23 protein-coding genes are annotated in these 24,875 nt (G+C 45.2%); 19 read left to right on the top strand and 4 right to left on the bottom strand.

Annotated elements, in window-relative coordinates; translation table 11 throughout:
- The first annotated feature begins 4 nt into the window (after positions 1–4).
- The 6 genes from ilvD (at position 5) to V8F51_RS15335 (ending at position 6,142) form a co-directional block, all read left to right on the top strand.
- Positions 5–1,696 (top strand): dihydroxy-acid dehydratase, encoded by a 1,692-nt coding sequence (gene ilvD / locus V8F51_RS15360; protein ID WP_337101163.1) that lies wholly within the window; start codon positions 5–7, stop codon positions 1,694–1,696.
- A 97-nt stretch (positions 1,697–1,793) separates the two neighbouring features.
- Positions 1,794–2,078, top strand: coding sequence for an ArsR/SmtB family transcription factor (locus tag V8F51_RS15355; RefSeq protein WP_337101162.1), 285 nt, complete (start codon positions 1,794–1,796; stop codon positions 2,076–2,078).
- Between the two features lie 153 nt (positions 2,079–2,231).
- Positions 2,232–3,431 carry an MFS transporter gene (locus tag V8F51_RS15350; protein WP_337101161.1) on the top strand — a complete coding sequence of 400 codons (1,200 nt, stop codon included), beginning with the start codon at positions 2,232–2,234 and terminating at the stop codon, positions 3,429–3,431.
- A gap of 497 nt (positions 3,432–3,928) precedes the next feature.
- A complete protein-coding gene (locus V8F51_RS15345) occupies positions 3,929–4,390 on the top strand; it encodes a DIP1984 family protein (protein WP_337101160.1) in 462 nt (153 codons plus the stop codon).
- A 307-nt stretch (positions 4,391–4,697) separates the two neighbouring features.
- Positions 4,698–5,183: an RrF2 family transcriptional regulator gene (locus V8F51_RS15340; protein ID WP_337101284.1), complete on the top strand. Its 486-nt coding sequence runs from the start codon at positions 4,698–4,700 to the stop codon at positions 5,181–5,183.
- 65 nt (positions 5,184–5,248) lie between these two features.
- Entirely contained in the window at positions 5,249–6,142 is an 894-nt protein-coding gene (locus V8F51_RS15335) for a class I SAM-dependent methyltransferase (protein WP_337101159.1), read from the top strand.
- A gap of 9 nt (positions 6,143–6,151) precedes the next feature.
- On the opposite strand, the gene V8F51_RS15330 is transcribed toward V8F51_RS15335, so the two are convergent.
- The gene (locus tag V8F51_RS15330) at positions 6,152–7,537 is read right to left on the bottom strand and encodes an MFS transporter (protein ID WP_337101158.1); all 1,386 of its coding nucleotides are present in this window, start codon (positions 7,535–7,537) and stop codon (positions 6,152–6,154) included.
- A gap of 113 nt (positions 7,538–7,650) precedes the next feature.
- Here V8F51_RS15330 and V8F51_RS15325 point away from each other — a divergent pair, with 113 nt between their 5' ends.
- The 7 genes from V8F51_RS15325 (at position 7,651) to V8F51_RS15295 (ending at position 14,422) form a co-directional block, all read left to right on the top strand.
- Entirely contained in the window at positions 7,651–8,529 is an 879-nt protein-coding gene (locus tag V8F51_RS15325; RefSeq protein ID WP_337101157.1) for a LysR family transcriptional regulator, read from the top strand.
- 130 nt (positions 8,530–8,659) lie between these two features.
- A complete protein-coding gene (locus tag V8F51_RS15320; protein ID WP_337101156.1) occupies positions 8,660–9,532 on the top strand; it encodes a hypothetical protein in 873 nt (290 codons plus the stop codon).
- Between the two features lie 191 nt (positions 9,533–9,723).
- Entirely contained in the window at positions 9,724–10,470 is a 747-nt protein-coding gene (locus V8F51_RS15315) for an S-layer homology domain-containing protein (RefSeq protein ID WP_337101155.1), read from the top strand.
- Between the two features lie 234 nt (positions 10,471–10,704).
- A complete protein-coding gene (locus tag V8F51_RS15310; protein WP_337101154.1) occupies positions 10,705–11,034 on the top strand; it encodes an ArsR/SmtB family transcription factor in 330 nt (109 codons plus the stop codon).
- On the top strand, positions 11,031–11,429 hold the full coding sequence (locus V8F51_RS15305; RefSeq protein ID WP_337101153.1) for an SRPBCC family protein: 399 nt from the start codon (positions 11,031–11,033) through the stop codon (positions 11,427–11,429). The genes V8F51_RS15310 and V8F51_RS15305 overlap by 4 nt, the downstream gene beginning before the upstream one ends.
- 114 nt (positions 11,430–11,543) lie before the next feature.
- Positions 11,544–13,799, top strand: a complete 2,256-nt coding sequence (locus tag V8F51_RS15300; protein ID WP_337101152.1) for an excinuclease ABC subunit UvrA — start codon at positions 11,544–11,546, stop codon at positions 13,797–13,799.
- Positions 13,800–13,948: 149 nt separating this feature from the next.
- Positions 13,949–14,422, top strand: coding sequence for a GNAT family N-acetyltransferase (locus V8F51_RS15295; protein ID WP_337101151.1), 474 nt, complete (start codon positions 13,949–13,951; stop codon positions 14,420–14,422).
- A gap of 20 nt (positions 14,423–14,442) precedes the next feature.
- Here the strand turns inward: V8F51_RS15295 and V8F51_RS15290 are convergent, their stop codons facing one another.
- Positions 14,443–14,706, bottom strand: a complete 264-nt coding sequence (locus V8F51_RS15290) for a hypothetical protein (protein WP_337101150.1) — start codon at positions 14,704–14,706, stop codon at positions 14,443–14,445.
- 102 nt (positions 14,707–14,808) lie between these two features.
- On the opposite strand from V8F51_RS15290, the gene V8F51_RS15285 reads away from it, so the two are divergent.
- Entirely contained in the window at positions 14,809–15,372 is a 564-nt protein-coding gene (locus V8F51_RS15285) for a cyclase family protein (RefSeq protein WP_337101149.1), read from the top strand.
- A gap of 77 nt (positions 15,373–15,449) precedes the next feature.
- The gene (locus V8F51_RS15280) at positions 15,450–16,346 is read left to right on the top strand and encodes a copper amine oxidase N-terminal domain-containing protein (RefSeq protein WP_337101148.1); all 897 of its coding nucleotides are present in this window, start codon (positions 15,450–15,452) and stop codon (positions 16,344–16,346) included.
- 179 nt (positions 16,347–16,525) lie between these two features.
- Here V8F51_RS15280 and V8F51_RS15275 read toward each other — a convergent pair whose 3' ends face one another.
- A complete protein-coding gene (locus tag V8F51_RS15275; RefSeq protein ID WP_337101147.1) occupies positions 16,526–17,893 on the bottom strand; it encodes an MFS transporter in 1,368 nt (455 codons plus the stop codon).
- Between the two features lie 143 nt (positions 17,894–18,036).
- Between V8F51_RS15275 and V8F51_RS15270 the strand changes: the two genes are divergently transcribed.
- A complete protein-coding gene (locus V8F51_RS15270; protein ID WP_337101146.1) occupies positions 18,037–18,375 on the top strand; it encodes an ArsR/SmtB family transcription factor in 339 nt (112 codons plus the stop codon).
- A 433-nt stretch (positions 18,376–18,808) separates the two neighbouring features.
- Positions 18,809–21,424 (top strand): phosphoenolpyruvate synthase, encoded by a 2,616-nt coding sequence (ppsA, locus tag V8F51_RS15265; RefSeq protein ID WP_337101145.1) that lies wholly within the window; start codon positions 18,809–18,811, stop codon positions 21,422–21,424.
- Between the two features lie 95 nt (positions 21,425–21,519).
- On the opposite strand, the gene V8F51_RS15260 is transcribed toward ppsA, so the two are convergent.
- Positions 21,520–22,371: an aldo/keto reductase gene (locus V8F51_RS15260; protein ID WP_337101144.1), complete on the bottom strand. Its 852-nt coding sequence runs from the start codon at positions 22,369–22,371 to the stop codon at positions 21,520–21,522.
- A 181-nt stretch (positions 22,372–22,552) separates the two neighbouring features.
- On the opposite strand from V8F51_RS15260, the gene V8F51_RS15255 reads away from it, so the two are divergent.
- Both V8F51_RS15255 and V8F51_RS15250 read left to right on the top strand, forming a co-directional pair.
- The gene (locus V8F51_RS15255; RefSeq protein WP_337101143.1) at positions 22,553–23,449 is read left to right on the top strand and encodes an AraC family transcriptional regulator; all 897 of its coding nucleotides are present in this window, start codon (positions 22,553–22,555) and stop codon (positions 23,447–23,449) included.
- A gap of 127 nt (positions 23,450–23,576) precedes the next feature.
- Positions 23,577–24,797 (top strand): sugar efflux transporter, encoded by a 1,221-nt coding sequence (locus V8F51_RS15250; RefSeq protein ID WP_337101142.1) that lies wholly within the window; start codon positions 23,577–23,579, stop codon positions 24,795–24,797.
- Positions 24,798–24,875: the final 78 nt, after the last annotated feature.

The raw sequence follows: 24,875 nt of genomic DNA, 5'->3' as shown, positions 1-24,875 counted from the left end.
TAGGATGGAAAATCCAAAAGATCTACGTATTCGCAGTAAAGTGATAAGCGAAGGGGTTAATCGAGTACCGAACAGAGCTATGCTGCGTGCTGTCGGTTTCACCGATGAAGATTTTAAGAAGCCGATGATTGGCGTCGCGAGTACATGGAGCGAGGTAACGCCATGCAATATGCACATCGATCAATTAGCCTTGCATGCTAAGGAAGGGGCACGAAGCAACGGCGGCGCTCCGCTTATTTTCAACACAATCACGGTGTCGGACGGCATATCGATGGGGCATGGCGGGATGCTGTTCTCTCTGCCAAGCCGAGAAGCAATCGCCGATTCCATCGAGATTGTGGCTGGAGCGGAGAGATTCGACGGACTTGTGGCAATCGGAGGCTGCGATAAGAATACGCCTGCCTGTCTGATGGCGATCGGCCGCATGAATATCCCTTCTGTATACGTATATGGAGGAACGATTCAACCTGGCAAGCTCGACGGAAAGAACATCGATATCGTTACTGCTTTTGAAGCGGTTGGCCAATATCATGAAGGCAATCTATCGGATGAACAGCTTCATAAGGTGGAGTGCAATGCCTGCCCGGGACCGGGAGCTTGCGGAGGCATGTATACCGCTAATACGATGGCGGCAGCTGCGGAAGCTATGGGCATGAGCCTTCCTGGTTCTTCGTCCACGCCAGCGGTCTCGCCTGACAAAGCAGTTGAATGCGCAGTAGCTGGCAGACAGGTTCTGTCATTGTTGGAACAGGACATATACCCCAAAGATATTATGACGAAAAAAGCGTTCGAGAACGCGATCACGGTTGTCATGGCGTTAGGCGGCTCAACGAATGCAATCTTGCACCTGCTTGCGATTGCTCATTCGGTTGGCGTGGATTTAACATTGGATGATTTTGAACGGATACGTCTGCGTGTTCCGCATTTGGCAGATTTGAAGCCAAGCGGCAAATACGTCATGCAGGATTTGAACGATATAGGCGGTATTCCAGGCGTAATGAAGCAATTGCTCGCGGATGGTCTACTGCATGGGGATTGCTTGACGGTCACCGGTAAAACGTTAGCTGAAAATCTAGCGGATGCCTCACCGCTGCAAGACGATCAGGTCATTATTCGCCCGATAGATCAGCCATTGAAGCCAAATGGACCTTTAGTTGTGCTGCGGGGCAATCTCGCTCCAGAAGGGGCTGTAGCCAAGATGTCGGGAATGAAGAAGCTTCGGTTTGTCGGACCGGCCAAAGTTTTCGACAGCGAGGAAGCTGCTACCGAGGCTATTCTAATGGATCAGATTCACAAAGGGGATGTATTGGTCATCCGATATTGCGGTCCGAAGGGCGGTCCAGGTATGCCGGAGATGCTGTCGGTAACTGCGCTCATCGTAGGCAAAGGTCTTGGCGGAGAGGTAGCGCTTATGACGGACGGCAGGTTCTCAGGCGGCTCACATGGATTTGTAGTGGGTCATGTGTCTCCTGAAGCGCAAGTAGGAGGTCCAATTGCGCTGCTCCAAAATGGAGATATCGTCTCCATCGACAGCGAGACGCAACAAATTACGCTGGAGGTGACAGAGGAAGTGCTTGCTGAAAGGGCTAAGAATTGGATACAGCCTCCCTTTAAGGTGACTTCGGGAGTACTAGCCAAGTATGCTCGATTAGTATCGTCAGCCTCGAAAGGCGCGGTCACGGACATTATGGAGTAGTCAAGCTCTCTTATCAGGGCTTTACATTCGAAAAAAGGTATGATATCTTTATTTCGACATCCATGGAAATAACAACTACGGCAAAGGTGTGTGGACGATGGTGGAGGATAACGCGGAAGTTCGGCAAGCGGTCAAAGTGTATAAAGCGCTAGGGGAGCCAACACGGCTCAAAATCGCTCTGTTACTAACCGAAGAGCGGAATTTATGCTGCTCCGATATCGGGAGCAAGCTGGAATCCGTCGCTGGATCGACGCTGTCTCATCATCTGAAGCAATTAACGGACTGCGGATTGCTTAATACTCGCAAGGACGGCACCTACATCTATTACAGCGTCAACCGCGAAATGGCGGAGAAGTATGCACCGTATTTGCTTGAAATATAGCGGGTTTTAAGCCTATATATGAAGGCATAACGGTTTGTTCCGGCAACGGAACGAGATGGCTGCTAAAAAAAAGCAGTCATTTTTTTCAGCTTTATTTCTATAGATTTAGAAATATAGAAAAATCATTGGAGTGGAGAGAGGAGCAATACGATCATGTCGAATACATGGAAAATTTACATGCTTGCCGTCATCAGCTTTCTCGTTGGTACGTCCGAGTTCATTATTGCGGGGATTTTGGATGTGGTAGCAGAGGATGCAGGCGTATCGGTGTCCGCAGCCGGCCAACTGATCACCGTTTTCTCGTTGGCCTATGCGTTCGGTACTCCGATACTGATGGCCGCAACGGCTAGAGTGGAACGCCGGAAGCTGTTGATCTATGCTCTTGCCGTATTTGCGGCAGGGAATGCTATAGCAGTCCTATTACCAGGATTTGGATTCCTATTGGCATCAAGAATCGTCTTAGCGCTCAGCACAGGGGTATTCGTCGTAACGGCTCTTACCGTAGCAGCCAAGCTAGCTCCGCCTGAGAAGCAAGGAAGCGCGATCGCAACGCTCGTTATGGGTTTTAGCACGGCTCTTATTATAGGTGTGCCGATAGGAAGGGTTGCCGCCGCCGCATATGATTGGAAATTGATTTTCGCTGGAATCGGACTACTGGGACTCGTCGCCATCCTGCTTATTCTGTTCACGATTCCAAGAACGGAAGGGGAAGAACCGGTGCCGATCCGCAAGCAGCTGGCACTGCTTAAGCAGCCTAAGATCGTTGTCGCCTTACTTATCACCTTCTTCTGGATCGGTGGATATTCGATCGCGAACACCTATCTATCGCCGTTTCTACTTAACGTCTCAGGTCTTAGCGAGCAGGGCGTGAGCATTGGACTATTCGCATTCGGTATCGCCAGTCTGATCGGATCCAAGCTCGGCGGCTTCAGTACCGATAAATGGGGAGCTCCTCGCACCTTGGTTGTCGGGATGCTGATCCACGCGATTGCGCTCGTATTGATCTCACTGGCCGGACAGCAATCTGCGGCTGTCATCTTCCCGCTGCTTATGCTCTGGTCATTCTCGGCTTGGTCGTCGGGTCCTACTCAGCAGTATAATTTAATCAGCTTAGCACCCGAAGCTTCTGGCATCATGCTCAGCTTGAACACTTCCATGCTGCAGTTAGCAATGGCTGCCGGCGCGGGACTCGGAGGCGTTGTTGTCGAGCAGCTGTCGCTGTCATCCATCACATGGATCGGAGCTGCTGGCGTAACGATTGCTGCAGCGACGGCATTGTTGTCCTTCCGTATATCAAGCATCGGCGTGCGCAAGAAAGCAACAGAGGAAACGCTGCTTGATATGGGAGCATAAATACACGAAGTAACGGCAGCCAAATTTGGCTGCCGTTTTACTTATTCGACCAAAATCCGATCTCCTTTGCTTATCGGTTGGGAAATGACCAAAAACTGTATTTCATCATTAAATGCCAACCATCGCATTGATCTCCCCAAATATAATGCTCAGCGCTCTGTTTGCTTATTTTCAACTCATTACGCTCCCATCTAAGTTGTGATTCATATCCAAGGACGATTCTGTCTGAAACATTATACAATTAGGTGTATTTAAATACAAAGGATTCGAGCAACAAAATATGGATATTAAACGTCATAATGATAGTATCAAATCAGATCCTACATTTGTCCGCAGCTTTGTTGACGAGGGCGCGGTGATGTCTGAGAAACTTACGGAGCTCGTGAACACACAGCAAAAGTCGGGTACAATTAATAATTCAATTTCCAGCCACTTGTAATTGTTCTCGAAGTCATGATTTTTCGTACCATTTTTTATGTAATCGGAGGGGATTAACGATGAGATTAGCGGAAGCGCTTGTCATGCGAGCGGATTGTCAACGGAAGGTTGCTCAAATCAAGCAGCGCCTAGTTAGAGTCATAAAGGTACAAGAAGGAGACAACCCTTCAGAATCGCCAACCGAGCTGATGGTTGAATTAACTCGGACACTCGATCATCTAGTCGTTTGGGTGAAAAAGATTAATAAGACGAACGCGTTAAGCCCTTTCGATGCGAGCATAAGCTTGGCAGAAGCGTTGGCAGAACGTGATCGCATCATGCAGCATCGCAATATCCTGAATGAATTACTTGGCGAGGCTTCCATCAAGCAGGACCGATACAGTCGGCAGGAAGTGAAATATTACACGACAATTGAGATCGCAGATCTTCAAAAAGAGGTCGACGAGTTGTCGCGGAAATACCGTGAGTTGGACTTCAAGATCCAGGAGAAAAACTGGAGCACAGACTTACTGGATAACTAAACAAGTTGGTAACCGAAGCCATACAAGCGAGCACAACCCACCAACGGGAAGTTGGACCCTTGAATAGATGCAGGGCCATGTCTATAAAACATAATGAATTAGCCCAATAATGTTACAAGAGTGCGCGATAGCATGTAACTAGGCTGTATGTTGTTTAATGTAACTACCATGTGCTGATGTATGGGTTTGGTGAGGGTGGGTTCGGGGACTTGTTTAATAAGAGCAGGTTATTGCAATATGAAATTGAATCGGTTATTATGGATAACACTAATCCATAATGATGAACATAGGAAGGGAGGATGGACTTATGCAGTTCTCCAAGAGTACAGATTACGCTCTACATGCTTTGCTTCATTTGGGTCACTCGGATCGTCACAACAATGTCGGGATCAAAGAATTATCGGCAACGCTTGGCGTTTCCGAAAGCTATTTATCCAAAATTATGTCCAAGCTGCGGCAGGATGGGATCGTACGTGCGGTACCGGGTGTGAACGGCGGTTATGAGCTGGCACGGCCGGCCGATCAAATCACCTTTCTGAATGTGATACAAGTGATTGAAGGTCGGCAGCAATTGTTCGAATGCTCGAATTCCAGTTCGCAGCAACATCAACTATTAGCAGAAGCGGGAGATGAATCACAGGAGCAGCATCGACCCCATAAAAGCGGATGTTTAGTTGAAAAGGTGATGGACGGTGCGCAGCAGCATTTGCACCAGTATTTACAGGGGCACACGATCCAGTCGGTAATGGACGAAGCTTTCAAGCATTGCAGCCATGAGGTAAACAAGAAGTAATACGCTTCTTGCGGTTTAATTATAGATATAATAGATCCATAATAGTGAAGGGTGAGATATAAAAAATGAACGATTTTTTTAATGAAACGATTTGGGAAAAAGAATGGAAAGAAAATGGCGATACGATCGTGAACAAAATGAAAAAGGCTGGAATCGTCCCAGCCAAAGCTTTTGATCATAAAGCGAAAAAATTCAATGAGGAATCCTTTAATGAAGAGGGGAGAAAACGAACAACACGTATTGTACGCTGGTTAGAAACGCAAGGGGTTCAACTTGAAAATGCCTCCGTACTGGATGTTGGAGCTGCCTCGGGAGTATTTACGGTGCCTTTTGCGGAGCTCGGAGCTCGTGTAACCGCTTTGGAGTCCTCGCTTCCGCTTGTCGAGCTTTTAGAAGAAAACACTTCGAAATTCACAAAAAATAAGGTGAAGATTGTATCCGAACCGTTTGAGGATATCGACGTTCAGGACAAAGGCTGGAGCCAAGCCTTCGATCTCGTCTTTGTCTCCATGTGTCCAGTTATTGTTGACTGGGATAGCGTGGAAAAGATTCTCGGCTGCGCGAGTCAATATTGTTACATGAGTATGCCCGCAGGCTCCATCGAGCATAGTTTGGTAAATGAAATTTATCCGCTTATTACTGGTGAGCCTTTTAAAAATAAAAAGACGGAGATGGGTTATTTGCTTCACCTGCTTTATCTCAAAGGCTACTCCTACGAGTCGCTTATATCGAGAGAAACAAAAACCGCGGAAATCTCCATAGAAGCGGCACTGCAAGAAATGATGAACTGGCTCGGAAGCCGTGGTCTGCCTGCAGATGCTGGGAATCGGAAAAAGGTAGCCGACTATTTGGAACAGACGTATCCGTCCGGTAAAGTGGTTGTCCGCCAGAGCGGCCGTTATGGCAAGGTATTGATACGATTACAGGATCAGAGCATGTATGCCAGGGAAGACCTATAAACCATAAATCTACGACTCACCTAATTGACCATACTCCCGGTGTCGCCAACTCATGATCACCAAGGACAATGAGATTATCGCGAGAATAATCCCAAGCACTCGGAACCCTTCGCTGCTGAACCTATCGCCCATTACGATGCCTATCAGCAATGAAGAAAGAATCGTTCCTAGGTATCTGGATGTATTAAATAATCCTGAGGCGACACCGATTATTTCTTTCGGAGAACTTTTGAACAAGGCTGCTTGCATACCGACATTGTTCAAGCCGTTGCTAATACCGAATGCAGCTAACGCAACACATACACTTACAACCGGTGAATGTTGATTTAATGACACGATCCATGCGGACCCCAATGCCATCAGTATTGCGGATACGATTAATGCCGGCTTAGGCCCTGACTTATCGATCCATCGTCCTGCTATCGGTGAGACTACGAGCGAGCACAATCCTAAGCTCAACATAAGAATCCCTGTATGGAATTCGCTGACATGACGTACTACCTGCAAGTAGGACGGAATACCAAAAAACAGCGAATAAAAAAGAATGTTAACGAGCATGAATTCGATATTAACCCCTATCATCGCAGGATACTTGGCGAAAATACGCAATGGAATGAAGGGTGACGCCGCTCGAAACTCATGACGAACGAATGCAGCTAGCAGCGCGAGACCTAACAGCCCGAGAAAGACAGGTAAGAACGAGACTTGTCCCGTTGATTTGATTGACAGTAATCCAATGAGCAGGGTAACTAGACCCGATGAGAAGAGCAGGATCCCCAGCGCATCAATCAAATCAAACCATTTGCGAATGGAGATGCCCTGTGAAACCAATGTTGTCGGGTTATCCTTGGGTATTGATCTCCAAGCAAGTAGAAAGCTCGCTATCACAAACGGAATATTGACGAAAAAGATAGCTTGCCAATCCCACCAGTGAATCAATATCCCGCCAATAAAAGGGCCGAATGCTGCCGCTCCCGATAAAAATATGGACATAACAGACAGCGCAGTCGCTTGCTGCTCCGTAATATGAATCCGAACAATGGCCATTCCAACAGCGACCATCATGCTTGTTCCGATGGATTGCACAATGCGGAAGACGATGAGCCACCCAAAGCTTGGAGAAAGCGGAGCCAGCAATGATGCAACGAAAGCTATGACAAGTCCGATAAGAAATATTTTTCTGCGACCAAATAAGTCGCTGGCCTTTCCCATAACAGGTTGAGCGACTGCGCTCGCGATATAAAAAGCGAAAATAACCCAGGATACTTCTGCAAAGTCAAGTTGATATACATGTTGAAGCCTTGCTATAGCGATTGAAATCATTGAAGAATTTAATGGGTTTAAAAGTACCCCTAGTCCGACGGAAATAATCAACCACCTGCTGCGAACACTCATTTTTGGTTCCTCCCAAAGCGTATTGATGTCATCGTAATTGAAAAGTCTTATTTATTCCAACGCATTCTATGTTATCATTTCATTGACTAGAAGGAATGAATGGGTGGTGTGTAATGGAACTGCTTCAATTGCAATATTTTCTCGAGGTGGCAAGATTGGAACATGTGACGGAAGCAGCAAGAAGTCTGCACGTAACACAATCTTCATTATCCAAAACGATTCAACGCTTGGAGGAAGATCTGGGCGTTCCATTATTTGATCGAATGGGGAGGAGACTACGATTAAATGAGTTCGGCAGCACATTCCTGCGCCGCGCAGAAAGAGCTTTGTTTGAACTAGAACAAGGGAAACAAGAGCTTAGCGATTTAGCAAGCCCGGAACACGGGACGCTCGAATTGGCGGTGACTACTGCAAGCACGTTACCGAACATCCTTCGCGAGTTTCGGAAAAAACGTCCCACTATTCAATTCCATGTGCAAATGTTGACCACGGAGGAAATGGTTACTCGTCTTCAAAGAGGAGAGGTGGATTATTGCTTGTCCTCGCCTCCTATAGAAGGGGAGGACATTGAATGTCAAATCGTGTTTATCGACCCCGTTCTTGTCGCTGTTCCAATCAGGCATCGACTGGCCGACCGAAGTCACATATCTTTGACAGAACTAAGAGATGAATGGTTTGTCGGCGTGAAGAGAGGTTACGGTACTCGCGATCTAGTGGACTCTATTTGCAAATCGGCTGGATTTGAACCTAAATATGTATATGAGGGTGATGAACCTGCGAGGTTAAGTTCACTTGTGGAGGCTGAGATTGGCATAGCTTTCATACCAAGCACGGCAAGGGATTCACGGGAACAAATCAAATATCTCCAAGTTGAAGATCATGAATTGGTACGGGAGATTGCTTTATTATGGCATAGAAATCGGTATATTACGCGGGCAGCTCTCGAATTCCGCGAGGTCGTTATACAGTATTTTGGAGCGAGATCAAACTAGCAAAGCGAGGTATATCAACGTGACAAATATCGAACCATTTCTAAAGAAAGTACGTCGTTCTATCGATGCTCATCGAACTGGCTCCTTGGGAGGATACCGGCAAAAGCTCTCAGATCCTCATGAAGAAGATTTGTACGGTACCGCAGATGCCGTCATTTTGTTATATACGCTGGGCGAATTGCCGCAAGCTGGCAGTAGTTGGCATGAAGGTTTGGTGAAGACACTTCAAAGCTTCCAACAGCCGGAGGACGGGCTCTTTACCGCAAATAGCCATCACCCTGTCCACAGGACAGCGTATGCCGTAGCGGCATTGGAGCTGCTGGACAGCAGACCGTGCCATCCCATATCGGCTCTGAATGCTGCCAAGAGCCGAGAAGGCCTTCAAGACTGGATGGAGAGCCTCGACTGGGCACATTCCCCTTGGGGAGAATCGCATAAAGGCGCAGGCATTTACGCTGCACTAGTGCTGACCGGCGAAGTTGACCATGAGTGGGAGAAGTGGTATTTTGAATGGCTTGATCAGGAGACTGACCCGGAAACCGGATTTTGGCGGAAGGGAACCATTCGTAACGGCGCACCGCTATTTCATCATTTAGCGAGCTCCTTTCATTATTTGTTCAATCTGAACTACCGCAAGCGTCCTATGCGGTACCCGAATCAATGGATCGATACATGCCTGGCCATGCATGATGAAGGACAGATTCCACTGGAAGCTGGCGCATTATCTTTCGTGGAGCTTGATGTCCTTTACACCTTGATCAGTGCTGCTGAGCAAACCCGGCACAGGGCCGGTGAACTGCATTCCATGATAAAGGCGATTGGCCACCATCTCTTAAGCAGTATCACAGTCTTGTCCAATGGCCCTGAAGAGGATTTGTTTGAAGATTTACATACGTTGTGCGGAACGGTATGCGCACTAGCACTCATCCAGTCAGTGATGCCTGAGCAGGTTAAAGGGGATCGAATGCTGCAGAAGATTTTAGACCGTCGTCCGTTTATTTAATGCAAGGTAATGTTGCGTTTAACTGTTTACTGAAAATCCCTTGGCCTCCAAGGGATTTTGTTGTTGCTTCGGCTCTAAAGTCAGATGATTAGCTAATGGCCTATATTTATTTTTTGCAGCATGAAAAATAATGGGCTCTTCGATTGTATTTCTAGTGAAGGACAAACAAATCAAACTACGAGGTGAGAGAAATGAAAACAAAATTCAAAATGCTTACACTTTCTACAGTTACCGCTTTAACGCTAACGTTCGTGGGACAAAGCTATGCAGCGAGCAACCCATTCTCGGATTTAACAAATATTGCAGCAAAGGATAAAATCGTTGCTTTACATGATCAAGGCATAGTCCGTGGTATAACAAACGAGGTTTTTGCCCCTAATGAAACGATCACAGCGGCACAAGGCGTTCAGCTTATTGTTAATGCCGCTAATCTAAATCTAGATCTTGTAAGGTTTCTGAAAGAGCCTAAAGTGACCGATTATTACAAAAACGCAAACGATGATGCTTGGTATGCAAACACGCTAATTACAGCAGTCGTTAACGGCGTCGAGCTGCCGGCAGATTTGGATCCAAACATGAAATGGACTCGTGAAGAGTTCACTCATCAGCTTATTAGAACCATTGAGGCGCACAGCAATCTTCCTCTGATTAAACTTGTTCCCGTCGAGATTAAAGACAGCGCGGATTTAACCATTGATTATGAAGGATCGATCCAACGCGCGCTTGCTTATCAAGTTGTGAAGCTGGATGCACAAGGAAACTTCAATCCAAAAGCGGAAATTTCCCGTGCAGAAGCAGCGGAGCAAATCTATAATGTATTGGAATACATTAAGGCACATCCTGCTCCATCACCAGAGCCAGATCAAGATCCGGCTTCGCCGACAAGTCCCAAAAGATCGGCAACATCGACTAGCCCAATAATTCCAGGTACAAAATAAATGAAAAGGCGATTGCCTTCCGGATTAAACCGGGAAGCGGTTGCCTTTTTTTTATTATATCGATATTCATGTTACTAAATTGGGGAACGATACTTTAGGCATACATGACAGACAGTAGTTAACCCAAATAATGCATGTGAAATATAAAAATGCTGTTGACACGACACCGAATGGTGTCATACGATTGTTGTGACACTAAATGGTGGCGAATATTATTCCTTAGGAGAGGGTGTTGTGAACGAGAACAACCAGTTGCGGGATGTTTTTGACGCGATTGCTGATCCAACCAGGCGCCGACTGATTAGTCTGTTGGCGGAAGCGCCAGAAATACCGCTTCATGAGTTAACGGTTCAGTTTCAAATGGGCCGTACAGCGGTATCCAAGCATCTGACCATTCTGAAAGAGGCCGGATTGGTACTTGACCGAAAGGTCGGCAGAGAAACGAGATATAGACTTAATGCCGCTCCGCTTAGAGAAATTCAAGATTGGGTGGCTTTCTACAGCAAGTTCTGGAGTACGAATATGTTGCGTTTAAACCAACTATTAGAGGAGGAAGAAGTTTGAGTTTAGCATTAGCATTGGATTTTCAGTATACGACTACGATTGAGAAGCTTTGGTCGGCAATTACCGATTCGAGCAAGTTAGCCAAATGGGTTTTGGAAAATGATTTCAAGCCTATCGTAGGACATAGGTTCCAGTTTCGCGCTCAGCCGAATGATTATTGGGATGGAATAATTAACGGTGAAGTACTTGTCGTGGACCCACCGGACAAGTTGTCCTATACATGGGCCGTCGGAGAAGAGAAGCACACGGTTGTGTGGACGCTGCAGGATTTAGGCGACGGCAAGATCAATCTTCATCTTGATCAAATGGGATTCTCGAACGTACATGGACTTGAAGGCGCAAGGCATGGCTGGACTGCTTGGTGCGGCGAGCTTGAAAAGCAGTTGGCACAATAAATTTATAAATAAACCGGCTGCATAACGTTGCAGCCGGTTATGTCTGCATAATCTGATATAACCGTAGCGGAAACGATTATAAAAGAAACCAACACGATCGGAAGGATGTAGATCATGAGCGAAACTAATCAGGAGTTTATCGTCATCTCGGGTGCGAGAGAAAACAATCTCAAGAACGTATCTTTGCGCATTCCTAAGCGGAAGATCACGATTTTCACCGGCGTATCCGGTTCCGGCAAGTCATCGATTGTTTTCGATACGATCGCCGCAGAATCCACGCGACTGTTGAATGAGAACTTCAGCATGTTCGTGCGCAATTTCCTGCCACGCGTTCCACAGCCGGATACGGACGCGATTGAGAACCTGAGCATGTCAGTTATCGTGGATCAGAAACGGCTCGGCGGCGGTTCCCATTCCACGATGGGCACGATTACCGATATCTCTCCGATTCTCCGTCTTCTGTTCTCCCGAGTCGGTCAACCCTATGTTGGACAATCCCATATGTTCTCGTTCAACGATCCGCAAGGCATGTGTCCCGAGTGCAACGGGATCGGTCGCAGGCTAGGCGTCGACATGAGTAAAGCAGTTGACCTATCGAAGTCGTTGAAGGAAGGGGCAATCTTGCTGCCGGACTATACGGTGGACGGCTGGGAGTGGAATATGGTCGTACAATCGGGGCCTTTCGAACCCGACAAGAAGCTGAGCGATTATTCGGATGAGGATCTGGAGCAACTGCTGTACGGCAAGGCGAGGAAAGTTCAGATGGATTTCGCCGGCAAAGCAATGAATATTACAGTGGAAGGCGTTATTGAGAAGTTCACGAACAAATACATCAAGCAAGATCTGAAGACGAAGTCCGAGCGCACTCAGAAATCGGTTGCGCCTTATATTTCCGAAGGCCCTTGCTCCAGCTGCCGCGGTGCGAGACTCAGTCAGGCAACGCTTGGCTGCAGAATTAATGGACTTAATATTGCGCAGTTGTCATCCATGGAGGTCGGACAGCTCATTCGTGTTATTCGGGAGATTGACGACGCTGTAGCTGCGCCGATCGTCAAGTCTCTGACGGAGCGGCTTCAGCATCTAGTGGATATCGGGCTTGACTACTTAACGCTGGATCGCGAGACGGATACGCTGTCCGGCGGCGAATCGCAGCGAGTCAAGATGGTGAAGCACTTGAGCGGAAGTCTAGTGGATGTTACATACATATTCGATGAACCAAGCGTTGGCTTGCATCCTCGCGATGTACACCGTTTGAATGAATTGCTTCAGAAGCTGCGGGATAAGGGCAATACCGTAATTGTCGTCGAGCATGATCCTGACGTGATCAAGGTAGCGGATCATATCGTCGATGTTGGGCCTCACGCCGGCAGTCGCGGCGGTACTATCATGTATGAAGGTAGCTATCAGGGCTTGCTAGAGTCAGGTACACTGACAGGGACTCATATGAAACGGCCGCTCGAGCTGAAGCATGATTGCAGACAGTCATCCGGCAAGCTGACCATAAAGAATGCCAACCTGCACAATCTGCAGAACGTAAATATCGATATACCAACTGGGGTGCTGACAGTCGTTACTGGTGTAGCAGGTTCGGGCAAGAGTACGTTGATTAACGATGTATTTCTCAGCGAGCATCCGGATGCGATCGTCATCGACCAATCGGCGGTAGGCGTGTCTACACGATCGAATCCTGCGACCTATACAGGCATCATGGATGATGTCCGCAAAGCGTTTGCTACTGCGAACAAGGTAAACCAAGGCTTGTTCAGCTTTAATTCCAAAGGTGCTTGCGAGAATTGTCAAGGGTTAGGCGTAGTGTATACAGACCTTGCGTTCCTGGACAGCGTCAAGCTGCCATGCGAAGTATGCGGAGGCAAACGGTTCAAGGAAGAGGTACTGTCCTATAAGCTGAACGGCAAGTCCATTGCAGATGTGTTGGAGATGACTGTTGAGCAAGCATTGGATTTCTTTCAACTCAAAGAAGTTGTTCGTAAGCTCCAGGCGATGAGTGATGTGGGGCTGAACTATATTACTCTGGGCCAGCCGCTAAGCACGCTCTCAGGCGGAGAATGTCAGCGTATCAAGCTAGCAAGCGAGTTGCACAAAAAGGGCAGCATCTACGTGATGGACGAGCCGACGACCGGCCTGCATATGTCAGATATCGGTCATCTACTAGAGATTATGAACCGTCTCGTTGATGCAGGCAATACAGTGATCGTCATCGAGCATAACCTCGAAGTGATTAGTCAAGCGGATTGGATCATCGATATGGGACCGGACGGAGGCAGTAAGGGCGGTCAGGTCGTGTTCGAAGGCACAGTTCCGCAAATTGTTCATGCAGAGCATTCGATCACGGGAAAATACTTGATGTAGCTAAATGAAGGAGAGCCCACTATGCGGGGCTCTTTTTTCATTTCCAACATGGGTGCGGCGGGTGGAGCGATGACATCAAGCATCGCAAACTTGAATAGCATTAGTCTATCGAGCGTCTAAGAATGGATATGCCAATAGGAGGTATTACTGTGGATCAAAACAAACTTATAATCAATCAATACGAACACAAGTATGCCGAACAAACAGTGAAAATGTGGCGTGATAGTAAGGAAAGGGCACTCGGGCAGAAAGCAATCCGCAGCATGGAGGAGCACATTTATTTTCTGAATCATATATTGCCGGTGCGGTTTCAAATAGAAGTAGTGATTATTGATGAACAAGTAGTCGGAATTATTGCTTACAATGAAAGTGAAATAAACCAACTTTATATTCATATCGATTATCAAGGAATCGGCATTGGCCAAACACTATTAAATAGAGTGAAAGATAAATCGAGCGGCAAATTAACTTTATACACTTTTGAAGTGAATAAAATTGCACAACGATTTTATGAAAAGCATGGATTTAAGGTCATTGCTAGAGGACATGAAAATGAAGAAAGTTTATCTGATATTCAATATGAATGGCAAACTGCTCCGACAGATAGCGGACATACGACTTGAGTGATTCAAGCCTCAGTCTGCTATAGTCTCTTCGTTGAATGTGGCGGTAAATGTACTGCTGTATCGATAATGACAACGACACTTCCTTTTTTGAATTTTTGAATAACGACAGGAATGAGCTGACCACTTGGAGTCGTGTTTGTCAGTCTAATGGTCGAATGATTTGAAAGTGCTACATACTTTGCTCTTCCGTTAACGAATGAGCGTTTCCAAAGCTTGTTAAAATAGAGGACTTCATCTCTCATATCATGGACAGTATAATTTCTTGTCATTCTTGTTGCCATAGTAAGTCACATCCTTAGATTGAAGTTTTGTGATATAACTTGTATATGCTCAAAATAAGAAGATAGCTTGTTCATCTGACTAGTAGGAAAGGATGAGTCTGAGTGAGAGTGATTGATTTATCGTTACCGATTGCTGATGGTATGCCCGTATATCCCGGCGATCCGGAGGTAAAAGTCAAGGTAGCACATACATACGAGTGCCAGAGCTGGGAATTGCGACAGCTTTCGATGGGCAGTCATACCGGAACCCATGTGGATGCGCCTTCTCATATGCACCCCGGTGCCGCGACATTAGATGAACTGCCATTAGAGCGATTTTTTGGAGCATCGCGTGTAGTACGGATCGAAGACCTTGCTTGGCCGGAATGCCGTGGGCTGTTTTTCATAGAATCCGTTGGGCTAGAATGTTTTGAGCGGCTCGCTGCACTGCGACCGCCGTTTGTCGGCGGCGAACTGTCAGAAGAGCTGGAGCGGTCGTTGTTAGGAATCGATATTATAACGTATACCGGACTGCATGGTTTGGATCGACTTCCCGTGGATACCGATTTTATGTTTTACGGGTTTCCTTTGCGCATCGTCAGTGGTGACGGGTCACCTGTACGGGCCGTTGCGGTAGTGGAGGCTGAACCGAGAAAACTTGGAGTAACAGATAGTTTAGTTCGATAGTTTCTTCTTTTTTTGTAACATATATCCATACTATTTCGTCTTAATGCTGATATGCGTTATTTTGGGAGGAATTTAAGATGAAAAAATGGATGAAAACCGCTGCGGTTGCATTAACGATAGCGGGAGTACTAAATGGAGGATCTGCGGTTAAGGCTGCGCCTTCCACGATAGTAACGCAAAAGGTGTTTATCGATGGCATCTACCAGGACGACGTATTAAATGTGAACGGCCGAACGATGGTCCAATTAAGATCTTTTCATGATCCTGCTAAAATCAGCTATACCTATGAGACATCTACAAAGACCATCATTATCAATAATCTGGTCACTAAAATAACGGTGCGCTTGATGGATGGCTTGAGAACAGCTGACATCAACGGGAAAAAAATTGCATTAGACGCACCGGTAACAGTGAAGCGAGGACGAACTTACATACCCGTTCGCTTCGTAACGGAAATGCTAGGCGGCACGACAACGTATGACAGTGAAAGCAAGGAAGTCATCGTGCGCACGCCGACTGGCGAGGAGCAGTTCCAAACGCTCAGAAGCGGCGACCTTGTAAATGCGCGTATGGCTGCACTTGCCCTTCCAAAGTTAAACTTGGAGACAGATATTCTACCTTATGGGGAAGGCTATACTACCATATACACCTTTCCAAGAGGAGAAGCCCTCCGTTATTTCACAGAGTATAGAGGATTAATGACTTATGTTGAAATCAACGAAAATGGCCTTGCCGAAATAAAATGGCAAAAGGATACAATAGGGGGAAATGGGGAAACAGGCAAAGAACCGAAAGCATTTGGCGAGTCCGTGTATTTTATGGATAATCTTATGGCGGAGTTGCTGCATTACGGAACGGTAGACAGCAATGGTGAAAGTAAGGAGCAAGCCACCATTAAACGCTTAATCAATAAAGAGTCTGAGCTTGTTCTTATTATGCCGATCGAAGGCGAAGTGAGGACGGATGCGAATTAAGTCAAACTGCCCGGATATTCGTCGTCAAACGAATAAGAATTGTCCTTAGGATGGAATCTAATGGAATGATGACCGCAGCTATTGGCTGAAGAGCTGCGCGCCGCATTCAAGCCTCTGCGTTAATAACTTACGAAAGAGGCACATCTTCGAAGCGAAGATGTGCCTCTTTTTATTTTGAGCTACCGGCTGATCCGTCTGGAATTTCGGATATAGAAATAGGAGCAGACCATGGCGAGCATTACGATAACAGTCATTCCCCAGAAGATGCTTGAATAGGCGGAGGCTAGCGTACGAACTTGCTGCCATTCGAGCGCCGTTGCTGTTGCCGCGATCCCGAATGCACCGCTGAAGAATTGCAGTAATTGGAATAATCCAAGTCCTGAGCCCACTTGTGATCCAGGCAGCAGTCGGGACAACTCGTTCGAGACGCTGCTGGAAATGAACGTAAAGCCGACACTCATTAGCATATAGATGAATAGAATCGCCCATGAAGATTGTGCAGCGAAGAGTGCGAACAAGACGACAGAAGCAAGTACGAGCAAAGGGATGTATTGAATGATAAAACGATTTCCGAAGCGGTCGATTATTTTGCCCACCAAACGTGAGAGAATCATGGCCAATAAGGAACCAGGAAAGATAATTAAGCCTGATTGGCTTGCCGAAAGTCCGAATTGGTGAACTAGAATTTGCGGCATGATGAACAAGGTGGCGAAGCTGCACAGGTAGGCACCGATCCCGACGGCGCTGACCATCAAATAAGGTGCATTCCGGAATAGAGCCGGTTGGACGAACGGATCTTTAGCCATACGAATGCGCACAATAAACAGGAAGATTGCGATCAGACCGGCGATCAGCCAATACCAGTCCTGACTAGTAAGGAAAAGCAGTAGACCCGTCGTTCCTATCCCCACGAATAAGGCTCCAAGCAGATCGAAGCTTCCTTTTGCCGGCGTTTCTTTGGGAAGCAGACGGACGTAGAAAGGGATCAACAGCAAAGTGAGCGAAGTGACGCCAAATAGATAATGCCAGCCCCAGTATTCGACAATTACGCCTCCGATGACGGGACCTAAGCCTAAACCAAGCGAAGCAGCTGACATAATGGCGGCCATTGCTTTGCCCCTTCTGCCTACAGGAACATATCTTGTAATGAGAACCATGGAAAGTGCTGGAATGGCACCAGCGCCGGAAGCCTGAAGCAGACGCGCGACTAAGAGCGGAATAAAGCTATCGCTGAATAAACCGATCATAGCGGCACCGCCGAACGAGAGTATGCCGATTACATACAATTTTCGGATTGGAATGAAATCCGACAGTCGGCTGTACGTGATGGATGAAATAGCAAACAGAATAGAGTATCCTGTCACGATCCAGGAAACAGAGGTGGATGAAAGCGCGAAATCATTCGCGACATCGGGCAATGCGAGATTGAACATCATCGTATTCATAATGACAAGCACGATGGTAAATCCGAGCAGAAGCGTGACGACACCTTCGCGGATTTGTTCCTTGTCTACGCTTGCACGAACGGCTTGGTTTATATCTGACATGATATCCCTCATTTCCAAGTTCTAATGTTCGATTATAATCGAACATTAGAAATATAGCATGGAATGTGATAAGATGCAATTACAACTTACTAACTAATTCTCTGACAACGATTACAATTTATCGATGAAAGGGGACGCTTCAGGTGAAAGTGTTACATCATCCCGATCGAGCGGATCTTCAACTCACTTCAGTACTTTATGCACTTAGCGATCCAATTCGTATACGATTGGTGGCTACATTGGTCAAAATGGGGGAGGGGTCATGCGGAAATCTTGAATTGCCAATCGTCAAGTCAACCTTGTCCCATCATACTCGAACTCTCCGTGAAGCGGGAATTGTTCGTACCCGAATTCAAGGCACGCAGAGACTGCAGAGCATTCGGCATGAAGATTTGGAAGCTCGTTTCCCAGGACTGCTCGATACGGTTCTGCAAGCATACGAATCATCGACAGGCGAGGCGGCGGCTTACCCTTTACCGTGATAGCCCAGAACACAAAGAAAAGGACCGCAATTTCCAACACAATTGGAAGCTGAGGTCCTTTTGTCTACTAAAATATTAACTAGCTGATACGTATCTCCTCAAGAACATACTCAGATCCATCATATTTGGTAACAGAAAAATCGAATGATACAAAGACCATGCCGCCAATCCAACCCTCTGGCGAGAAGGATACTTGGAAGAATCGAACGCCTTAATAAGAATAATATAGGTATAATGATATATCAAGAAAAACAATTTTTGATCATATCGATGGATTACTAAGGAAAACGAAATACATAAGTTTACATTCAGTGATATTTGCAGCTGAGTAGCGGGCAAGGGGAAGGAGGATTGAAGGAGAGTGGTTGGAACAAATCAGATTTAAATCCTTGTGAAATGTTTTTCTCAAATTAATGGTTAGGAGAGGTGTTGAATGAGTCCTTTAGTTCTCGATTTTCAGGAAATGGACAATACGCAGCTTTCGCTCGTTGGCGGAAAAGGGTTGAATTTAGGGGATTTATCAAAATTGGCAGGCATTCAAGTTCCAGAAGGGTTTTGTGTTACAACAGCGGGATATCAAAAGGCAATCGAACATAACGTAACGTTTCAATCATTGGTGGATCGGCTAGCTATGCTAAAAGCAGCAGATCGAGATCAAATTAGTGAAATCAGCAAGCAGATTCGACAAATCATTATAGATGTAGAAATTCCTTCCGAAGTTGTGAATGCAGTCACTCACTATCTCATCCCGTTTGGTGATGAACATGCCTATGCGGTACGTTCTAGTGCGACTGCAGAGGATTTGCCGCATGCCTCATTCGCTGGCCAACAAGACACCTATTTAAATATCATCGGACTCGAAGACATTTTGCAGCATATCAGCAAATGTTGGGCATCCCTATTTACGGATCGGGCGGTAATCTACCGTATACAAAATGGATTTGACCACAGGCATGTTTATTTATCCGTTATCGTTCAAAGAATGGTATTCCCACAGGCTTCTGGCATTTTATTCACAGCTGATCCCATTACATCTAACCGGAAGCAGCTATCAATCGATGCCAGTTTTGGACTTGGAGAAGCATTAGTCTCTGGCTTGGTATCTGCCGATTGTTATAAAGTACAGGATGGAGAAATCATCGATAAGAGGATAGCAACCAAAAAAATAGCTATCTACGGACGAAATGAAGGCGGAACAGAGACACAGCAGATCGATCCGGCACTGCAGCAGAATCAAACGCTTACTGAACAACAAATTTTACAACTGGCACGCATCGGAAGACAGATTGAAGCTCATTTCGGGCGTCCTCAGGATATCGAATGGTGTTTGGTTGATGATACATTTTATATTGTCCAAAATCGGCCAATCACTACTTTATTCCCGATTCCCGAAGCGAATGATCAAGAAAATCACGTTTATGTATCTGTCGGCCATCAACAAATGATGACCGATCCCATGAAACCATTGGGACTGTCTTTTTACATGTTAATAACTCCTGCACCTATGCGTAAAGCTGGTGGAAGGTTGTTTGTTGATGTTACACATATGCTGGCTTCACCTGTCAGAAGAGAAACTTTCATAAATACCCTGGGAAAATCCGATCCACTCACAAAAGACGCATTTTTGACCTTAATAGAGCGTGACTATATAAAATCGTTGCCAGATGATAGAAAAGAACTAAGTCACGATAATAGCAGTAAAGGTAAGTCGTCTGCATATTTTCAGACACAAATCGAAAACGATCCGGCTATCGTTTCTGATTTGATTAAGAACAGTCAAATATCGATAGAAGAATTAAAGCAAAACATCCAAACGAAATCAGGAGCAGCTTTATTTGATTTTATTTTGGAAGATCTCCAGGAGTTAAAGAAGATCTTATTTGACCCGCAAAGCTCGAACATTTTTATGACTGCTATGAATGCTTCGTCGTGGATCAACGAAAAAATGTACGAGTGGTTAGGTGAAAAAAACGCAGCAGATACGCTATCTCAATCTGTACCAAACAACATTACTTCGGAAATGGGTCTGGCGCTATTGGATGTCGCAGATGTGATTCGTCCTTATCCGGAAGTCATTGATTATTTACAACATGTAAAAGATGAGAACTTTTTGGATGGACTGATTAAGTTTGATGGCGGAAAAGAGACGCAAGACGCTATTAAAGCTTATCTGGGCAAATACGGAATGCGATGCGCCGGCGAAATCGATATTTCCAGAACACGTTGGAGTGAAAAACCAATTACGCTTGTCCCCATGATTCTCAGTAATATCAAAAACTTTGAGCCTAATGCTGGCAAACGGAAATTTGAGCAAGGGCGACAGGAAGCTTTAGAAAAAGAACATGAGTTATTAGATCGATTGAAGCAATTGCCGGATGGTGAACAAAAAGCTGAAGAGACAAAAAGAGTGATCAGCTTAATCCGGAATTTCATCGGTTATCGTGAGTATCCAAAATACGGCATGATCAATCGCTACTTCATATATAAGCAGGCTTTACTTAAAGAAGCCGAACAACTCGTCCAATCTAGTGTAATTCATGAAAAAGAAGATATATACTATCTCACTTTTGAAGAACTTCGCGAAGTCGTACTCACAAATAAACTGGATTACCAGATCATCAGTAAACGAAAAGACGAGTACCGCTTTTTCGAAAAACTAACTCCTCCACGTGTAATCACGTCTGATGGTGAAATCATTACGGGTAAGTACGATCGAGAAAATATCCCAGCCGAAGCGATTGCAGGTATGCCTGTTTCTACCGGAGTTATAGAGGGGCGAGCGCGCGTCATCTTAAACATGGAAGATGCTGTTCTGGAAGATGGAGATATATTGGTCACCGCCTTTACTGACCCTGGCTGGACTTCATTGTTCGTATCCATTAAAGGACTAGTTACCGAGGTCGGAGGGCTGATGACCCATGGAGCCGTTATCGCACGTGAATATGGTTTGCCAGCAGTTGTCGGGGTGGAGAATGCTACCCAAATAATAAAAGATGGGCAACTAATTCGCGTGAATGGAACAGACGGGTATATCGAAATATTGTCATGATACAATACGTCAGGTATGAGTCTCTGTCATGACATAAAACACCCCCAAAATCAAAATGATTTGATTTTGGGGGTGTACTATTTATTTGCGATTTGTCAGATATCGAGTTTACGGTTGCCGATCCATTTCACCATTTCCGGATCGCGATGTGAAAAGAACAGGCTCTGCTTCGTATCTAACGCTGCAATTAACTCCATATCCGATTGATCTAATTCAAAATCGAAAACATTGAAATTTTCGAATATTCTTTCTTTACGAACCGACTTTGGAATCACAACGATTTCTCTTTGTGTCAGCCAACGTAAAACGACTTGAGCAACGGATTTTTTGTACTTTTCAGCTATAGGTACCAATACCTCATTCTGGAACAAGTTATTTTTCCCTTCGGCAAAAGGCGCCCACGATTCGATCTGAACATGATGCTCTTTCATAAACTTCGCATTTTCGATTTGCTGATTGAAAAGGTGTGTTTCAACCTGATTTACAGCTGGAGCCACTTCATTATGGAGAATCAAATCGATCAGACGATCCTCATGAAAGTTGCTGACTCCAATTGCCCGGACCTTGCCTTCACGGTACAATTCTTCCATCGCGCGCCAAGAACCGTATACATCTCCATATGGCTGATGAATTAGATACAAATCCAAATAATCCAATTGCAATCGCTTCAGTGAATTGTCGAATGCCTTTTTCGTGCGGTCATAACCGGTATCCTGTACCCAAAGTTTCGTAGTGATAAATAATTCCTCTCTTGGCACACCACTACGTTTGATCGCTCTACCAACTGCTTCCTCATTTAGATAAGAGGCAGCGGTATCAATCAGCCGGTAGCCCGCCGTAATAGCGTCATAAACGCTTTGTTCACATTCATTTTCATCTTGAATTTGAAAAACACCAAATCCGAGTAGAGGCATCTCAACACCATTGTTTAACGTTACATTTTGCATATAAATCCTCCAGTATTATGAATGATTATGTGTTTTTCACATCCTTATTATGCACCATATGACAAAGCGATCGTTATCCCATTCGTGTCAAATGCTTGCCTATTCCTCTCACTACCACTTATTTAACAAATAAATATGGACTATAATCGAACAATAAAGTAAACGGAACGGGGATGATCAAATGTCTAAAATAACTACAAGACAGAATGAGCTCGCAAATATCATTGAACGATATCTAGAAGTGGACGGAGTTCAGAGAACGGCTATATCGTCTCTATATTTTATGCGCCGTTCAAATGCGTCTGGGCCAAGTCATGGCGTATACAAGCCGTCCTTTTGTTTGGTTGCACAAGGCGAGAAGGAGGTATGGCTGGCAAAGGAACGTTTTAATTATAGTCCTGCCGATTACCTTGTAGCATCTGTTCATTTGCCGGTTACTACTCAAGTTACTGAAGCCACTCCCGATGTACCGTATTTAGGTCTTAGGCTTGAGTTCTCACCTAGTCAAATCTTAAAGGTTTTACATGACTCCGAACTTCCAGTTATACCGAAAGAAAGCGCTAAACGAGCTATGTATGTTAGCAATATTGAATCGTCACTATTAGATGCGGTGCTTAGGTTAGCCCGTCTTTTAGATACGCCTGAAGATATTCCTATGCTTGCCCCATTATATACGGAGGAAATTGTTTATAGGGTGCTGCAAGGTCGGAATGGAGACATTTTAAAGGGAATTGTCATGGAAGAGAGCTCGATCCGCCAAATCAGAGATGTGATTGAGCATATCATGAATCATTTCAATCATTCCTTTCGGATCGAGGAGCTTGCCGAAATAGCAAATATGAGTATTTCATCGTTTCATCGACACTTCAAAGATGTAACAGCCATGAGTCCTATTCAGTATCAAAAACAAATGAGACTGCAGGAGGCTCGGCGTCTGTTATTAACGGAGTCTGCAGATGCTTCTGATGTTGCATATCGAGTAGGTTATGAAAGTTCATCCCAATTCAGCCGTGAGTATTCTAGAATGTTCGGATTTCCGCCTATACAAGATATCAAACATCTTAAAGCGTTAACGTAAGCATTTGACGCTTTATTGGATATGAGAGGAATAGGCAAAGATTTGGGACTAACGGTATATCGGTCGTTTATTCATTTACTACATAATTAGATGTGTGTCAGAGACAAATGTTTATAAGGAGGCAAAAGTGTACACACGTCTAAGCAAATTGTTTGCAATTAAGGGATATCGTTTATTTGTTATTTGTGTACTGTTGATCGGCATCGGAATTTCGATTACAATGCCATATTTAGCACTCTATTGTACAGAGTATTTGGGAATGAGTGCGGGAACTTTTGGCGTATTCACAGCTGTGAGTTCATTAAGCGGTGTTGTGGCGAACACCTTTATCGGGAAATATTCGGATCGCAAATTGGACCGTAAATTAATAATTACATTAGCCACGGTTTCATCTGCGTTGGGCTATATTTCATACCTAATGTTTGCTAACTTCATCATTCTGCTTATTATCGTTAGTTTCTTTAGCGGTTTAGGGGCTGCTGCCATGCCTCAGATTTATGCCTATGCTCAGGAATCGGCAAATGAAAGCAATTCCGATGAAAAGACGTTTGCGATGTCTACATTGCGTTCAATTGTATCTCTTGGATTCCTAGTAGGGCCGTTAGTGGGAACTATAATTTTAGGAGCGGTTGGATACAAGGGGCTTTTTCTGGGAACCTCCGCCATTTTTATTACTATTGCGTCTATAGTATTGCTATTTCTGCCTAAAAAAAGAACGGCTCAAAAAAAGAAACAAGGTAGTGCTGACACCATTTCAATCAACCGTAAACAGATTTGGTTTCCACTGCTTGCTTTCATTCTTCTTTTTGCGGTAAATGCCATAAACGGTATCATCACGCCATTGTTGATTGTAAACGAGCTTCATGGCACACATACAGACGTTGGGCTGGTTGTTAGTATCTGCGCTGGCTTGGAAATTCCCATTATGTTTATGCTAGGAGCCTTGGGCAGAAAGTTATCGAACCATTTATTATTAATCGGCGCTTGCTTTATCGCAATCATTTACAACATTATATTAAGTGTTTCAACGCACTCCTGGCAGCTTATCGCAGCTCAGCTCCTGCAGGCAGTGTTTGTCGCTATTGTTATGGGCAATGGACTAAGCTACTTCACGGAACTGCTTCCAAATTCACCGGGAATGTCCTCAACGATTTATTACAATGGGTCTATTATCGGAAGGTTAGTGGGTAACTTAGGCGGGGGTATCATTGCTCAGTTTGCCGGTATCCGTGACGTTTATTGGGTATGTCTAGTCATTGTCATAGTCTCTTTCATTATCTTATGGAGTATCAGACCCCCAAAAAATATTGAGGGGATCGACTCTGTCGCAAAATTGCACATCAAATGACATCAAACTGAACTAACTTTTGTCCCTTCTGTATGCTATCTTAAATCTGTAATGCTATTAATGGAAAGTTCACTTCAT

The organism is Paenibacillus sp. YIM B09110, from assembly GCF_037167145.1.
Classification (GTDB): Bacteria; Bacillota; Bacilli; order Paenibacillales; family Paenibacillaceae; genus Pristimantibacillus.
This window is presented reverse-complemented; position numbering and strand designations above follow the sequence as displayed.

Coding starts and splice junctions, on each gene's coding strand:
- V8F51_RS15315 (WP_337101155.1), top strand. CDS start 9,724: ATGAAAACAAAATTCAAAATGCTTACACTTTCTACAGTTACCGCTTTA.
- ppsA (WP_337101145.1), top strand. CDS start 18,809: ATGAGTCCTTTAGTTCTCGATTTTCAGGAAATGGACAATACGCAGCTT.
- V8F51_RS15260 (WP_337101144.1), bottom strand. CDS start 22,371: ATGCAAAATGTAACGTTAAACAATGGTGTTGAGATGCCTCTACTCGGA.
- V8F51_RS15325 (WP_337101157.1), top strand. CDS start 7,651: ATGGAACTGCTTCAATTGCAATATTTTCTCGAGGTGGCAAGATTGGAA.
- V8F51_RS15300 (WP_337101152.1), top strand. CDS start 11,544: ATGAGCGAAACTAATCAGGAGTTTATCGTCATCTCGGGTGCGAGAGAA.
- V8F51_RS15355 (WP_337101162.1), top strand. CDS start 1,794: ATGGTGGAGGATAACGCGGAAGTTCGGCAAGCGGTCAAAGTGTATAAA.
- V8F51_RS15275 (WP_337101147.1), bottom strand. CDS start 17,893: ATGTCAGATATAAACCAAGCCGTTCGTGCAAGCGTAGACAAGGAACAA.
- V8F51_RS15345 (WP_337101160.1), top strand. CDS start 3,929: ATGAGATTAGCGGAAGCGCTTGTCATGCGAGCGGATTGTCAACGGAAG.
- V8F51_RS15350 (WP_337101161.1), top strand. CDS start 2,232: ATGTCGAATACATGGAAAATTTACATGCTTGCCGTCATCAGCTTTCTC.
- V8F51_RS15255 (WP_337101143.1), top strand. CDS start 22,553: ATGTCTAAAATAACTACAAGACAGAATGAGCTCGCAAATATCATTGAA.
- V8F51_RS15335 (WP_337101159.1), top strand. CDS start 5,249: ATGAACGATTTTTTTAATGAAACGATTTGGGAAAAAGAATGGAAAGAA.
- ilvD (WP_337101163.1), top strand. CDS start 5: ATGGAAAATCCAAAAGATCTACGTATTCGCAGTAAAGTGATAAGCGAA.
- V8F51_RS15290 (WP_337101150.1), bottom strand. CDS start 14,706: ATGGCAACAAGAATGACAAGAAATTATACTGTCCATGATATGAGAGAT.
- V8F51_RS15340 (WP_337101284.1), top strand. CDS start 4,698: ATGCAGTTCTCCAAGAGTACAGATTACGCTCTACATGCTTTGCTTCAT.
- V8F51_RS15280 (WP_337101148.1), top strand. CDS start 15,450: ATGAAAAAATGGATGAAAACCGCTGCGGTTGCATTAACGATAGCGGGA.
- V8F51_RS15330 (WP_337101158.1), bottom strand. CDS start 7,537: ATGAGTGTTCGCAGCAGGTGGTTGATTATTTCCGTCGGACTAGGGGTA.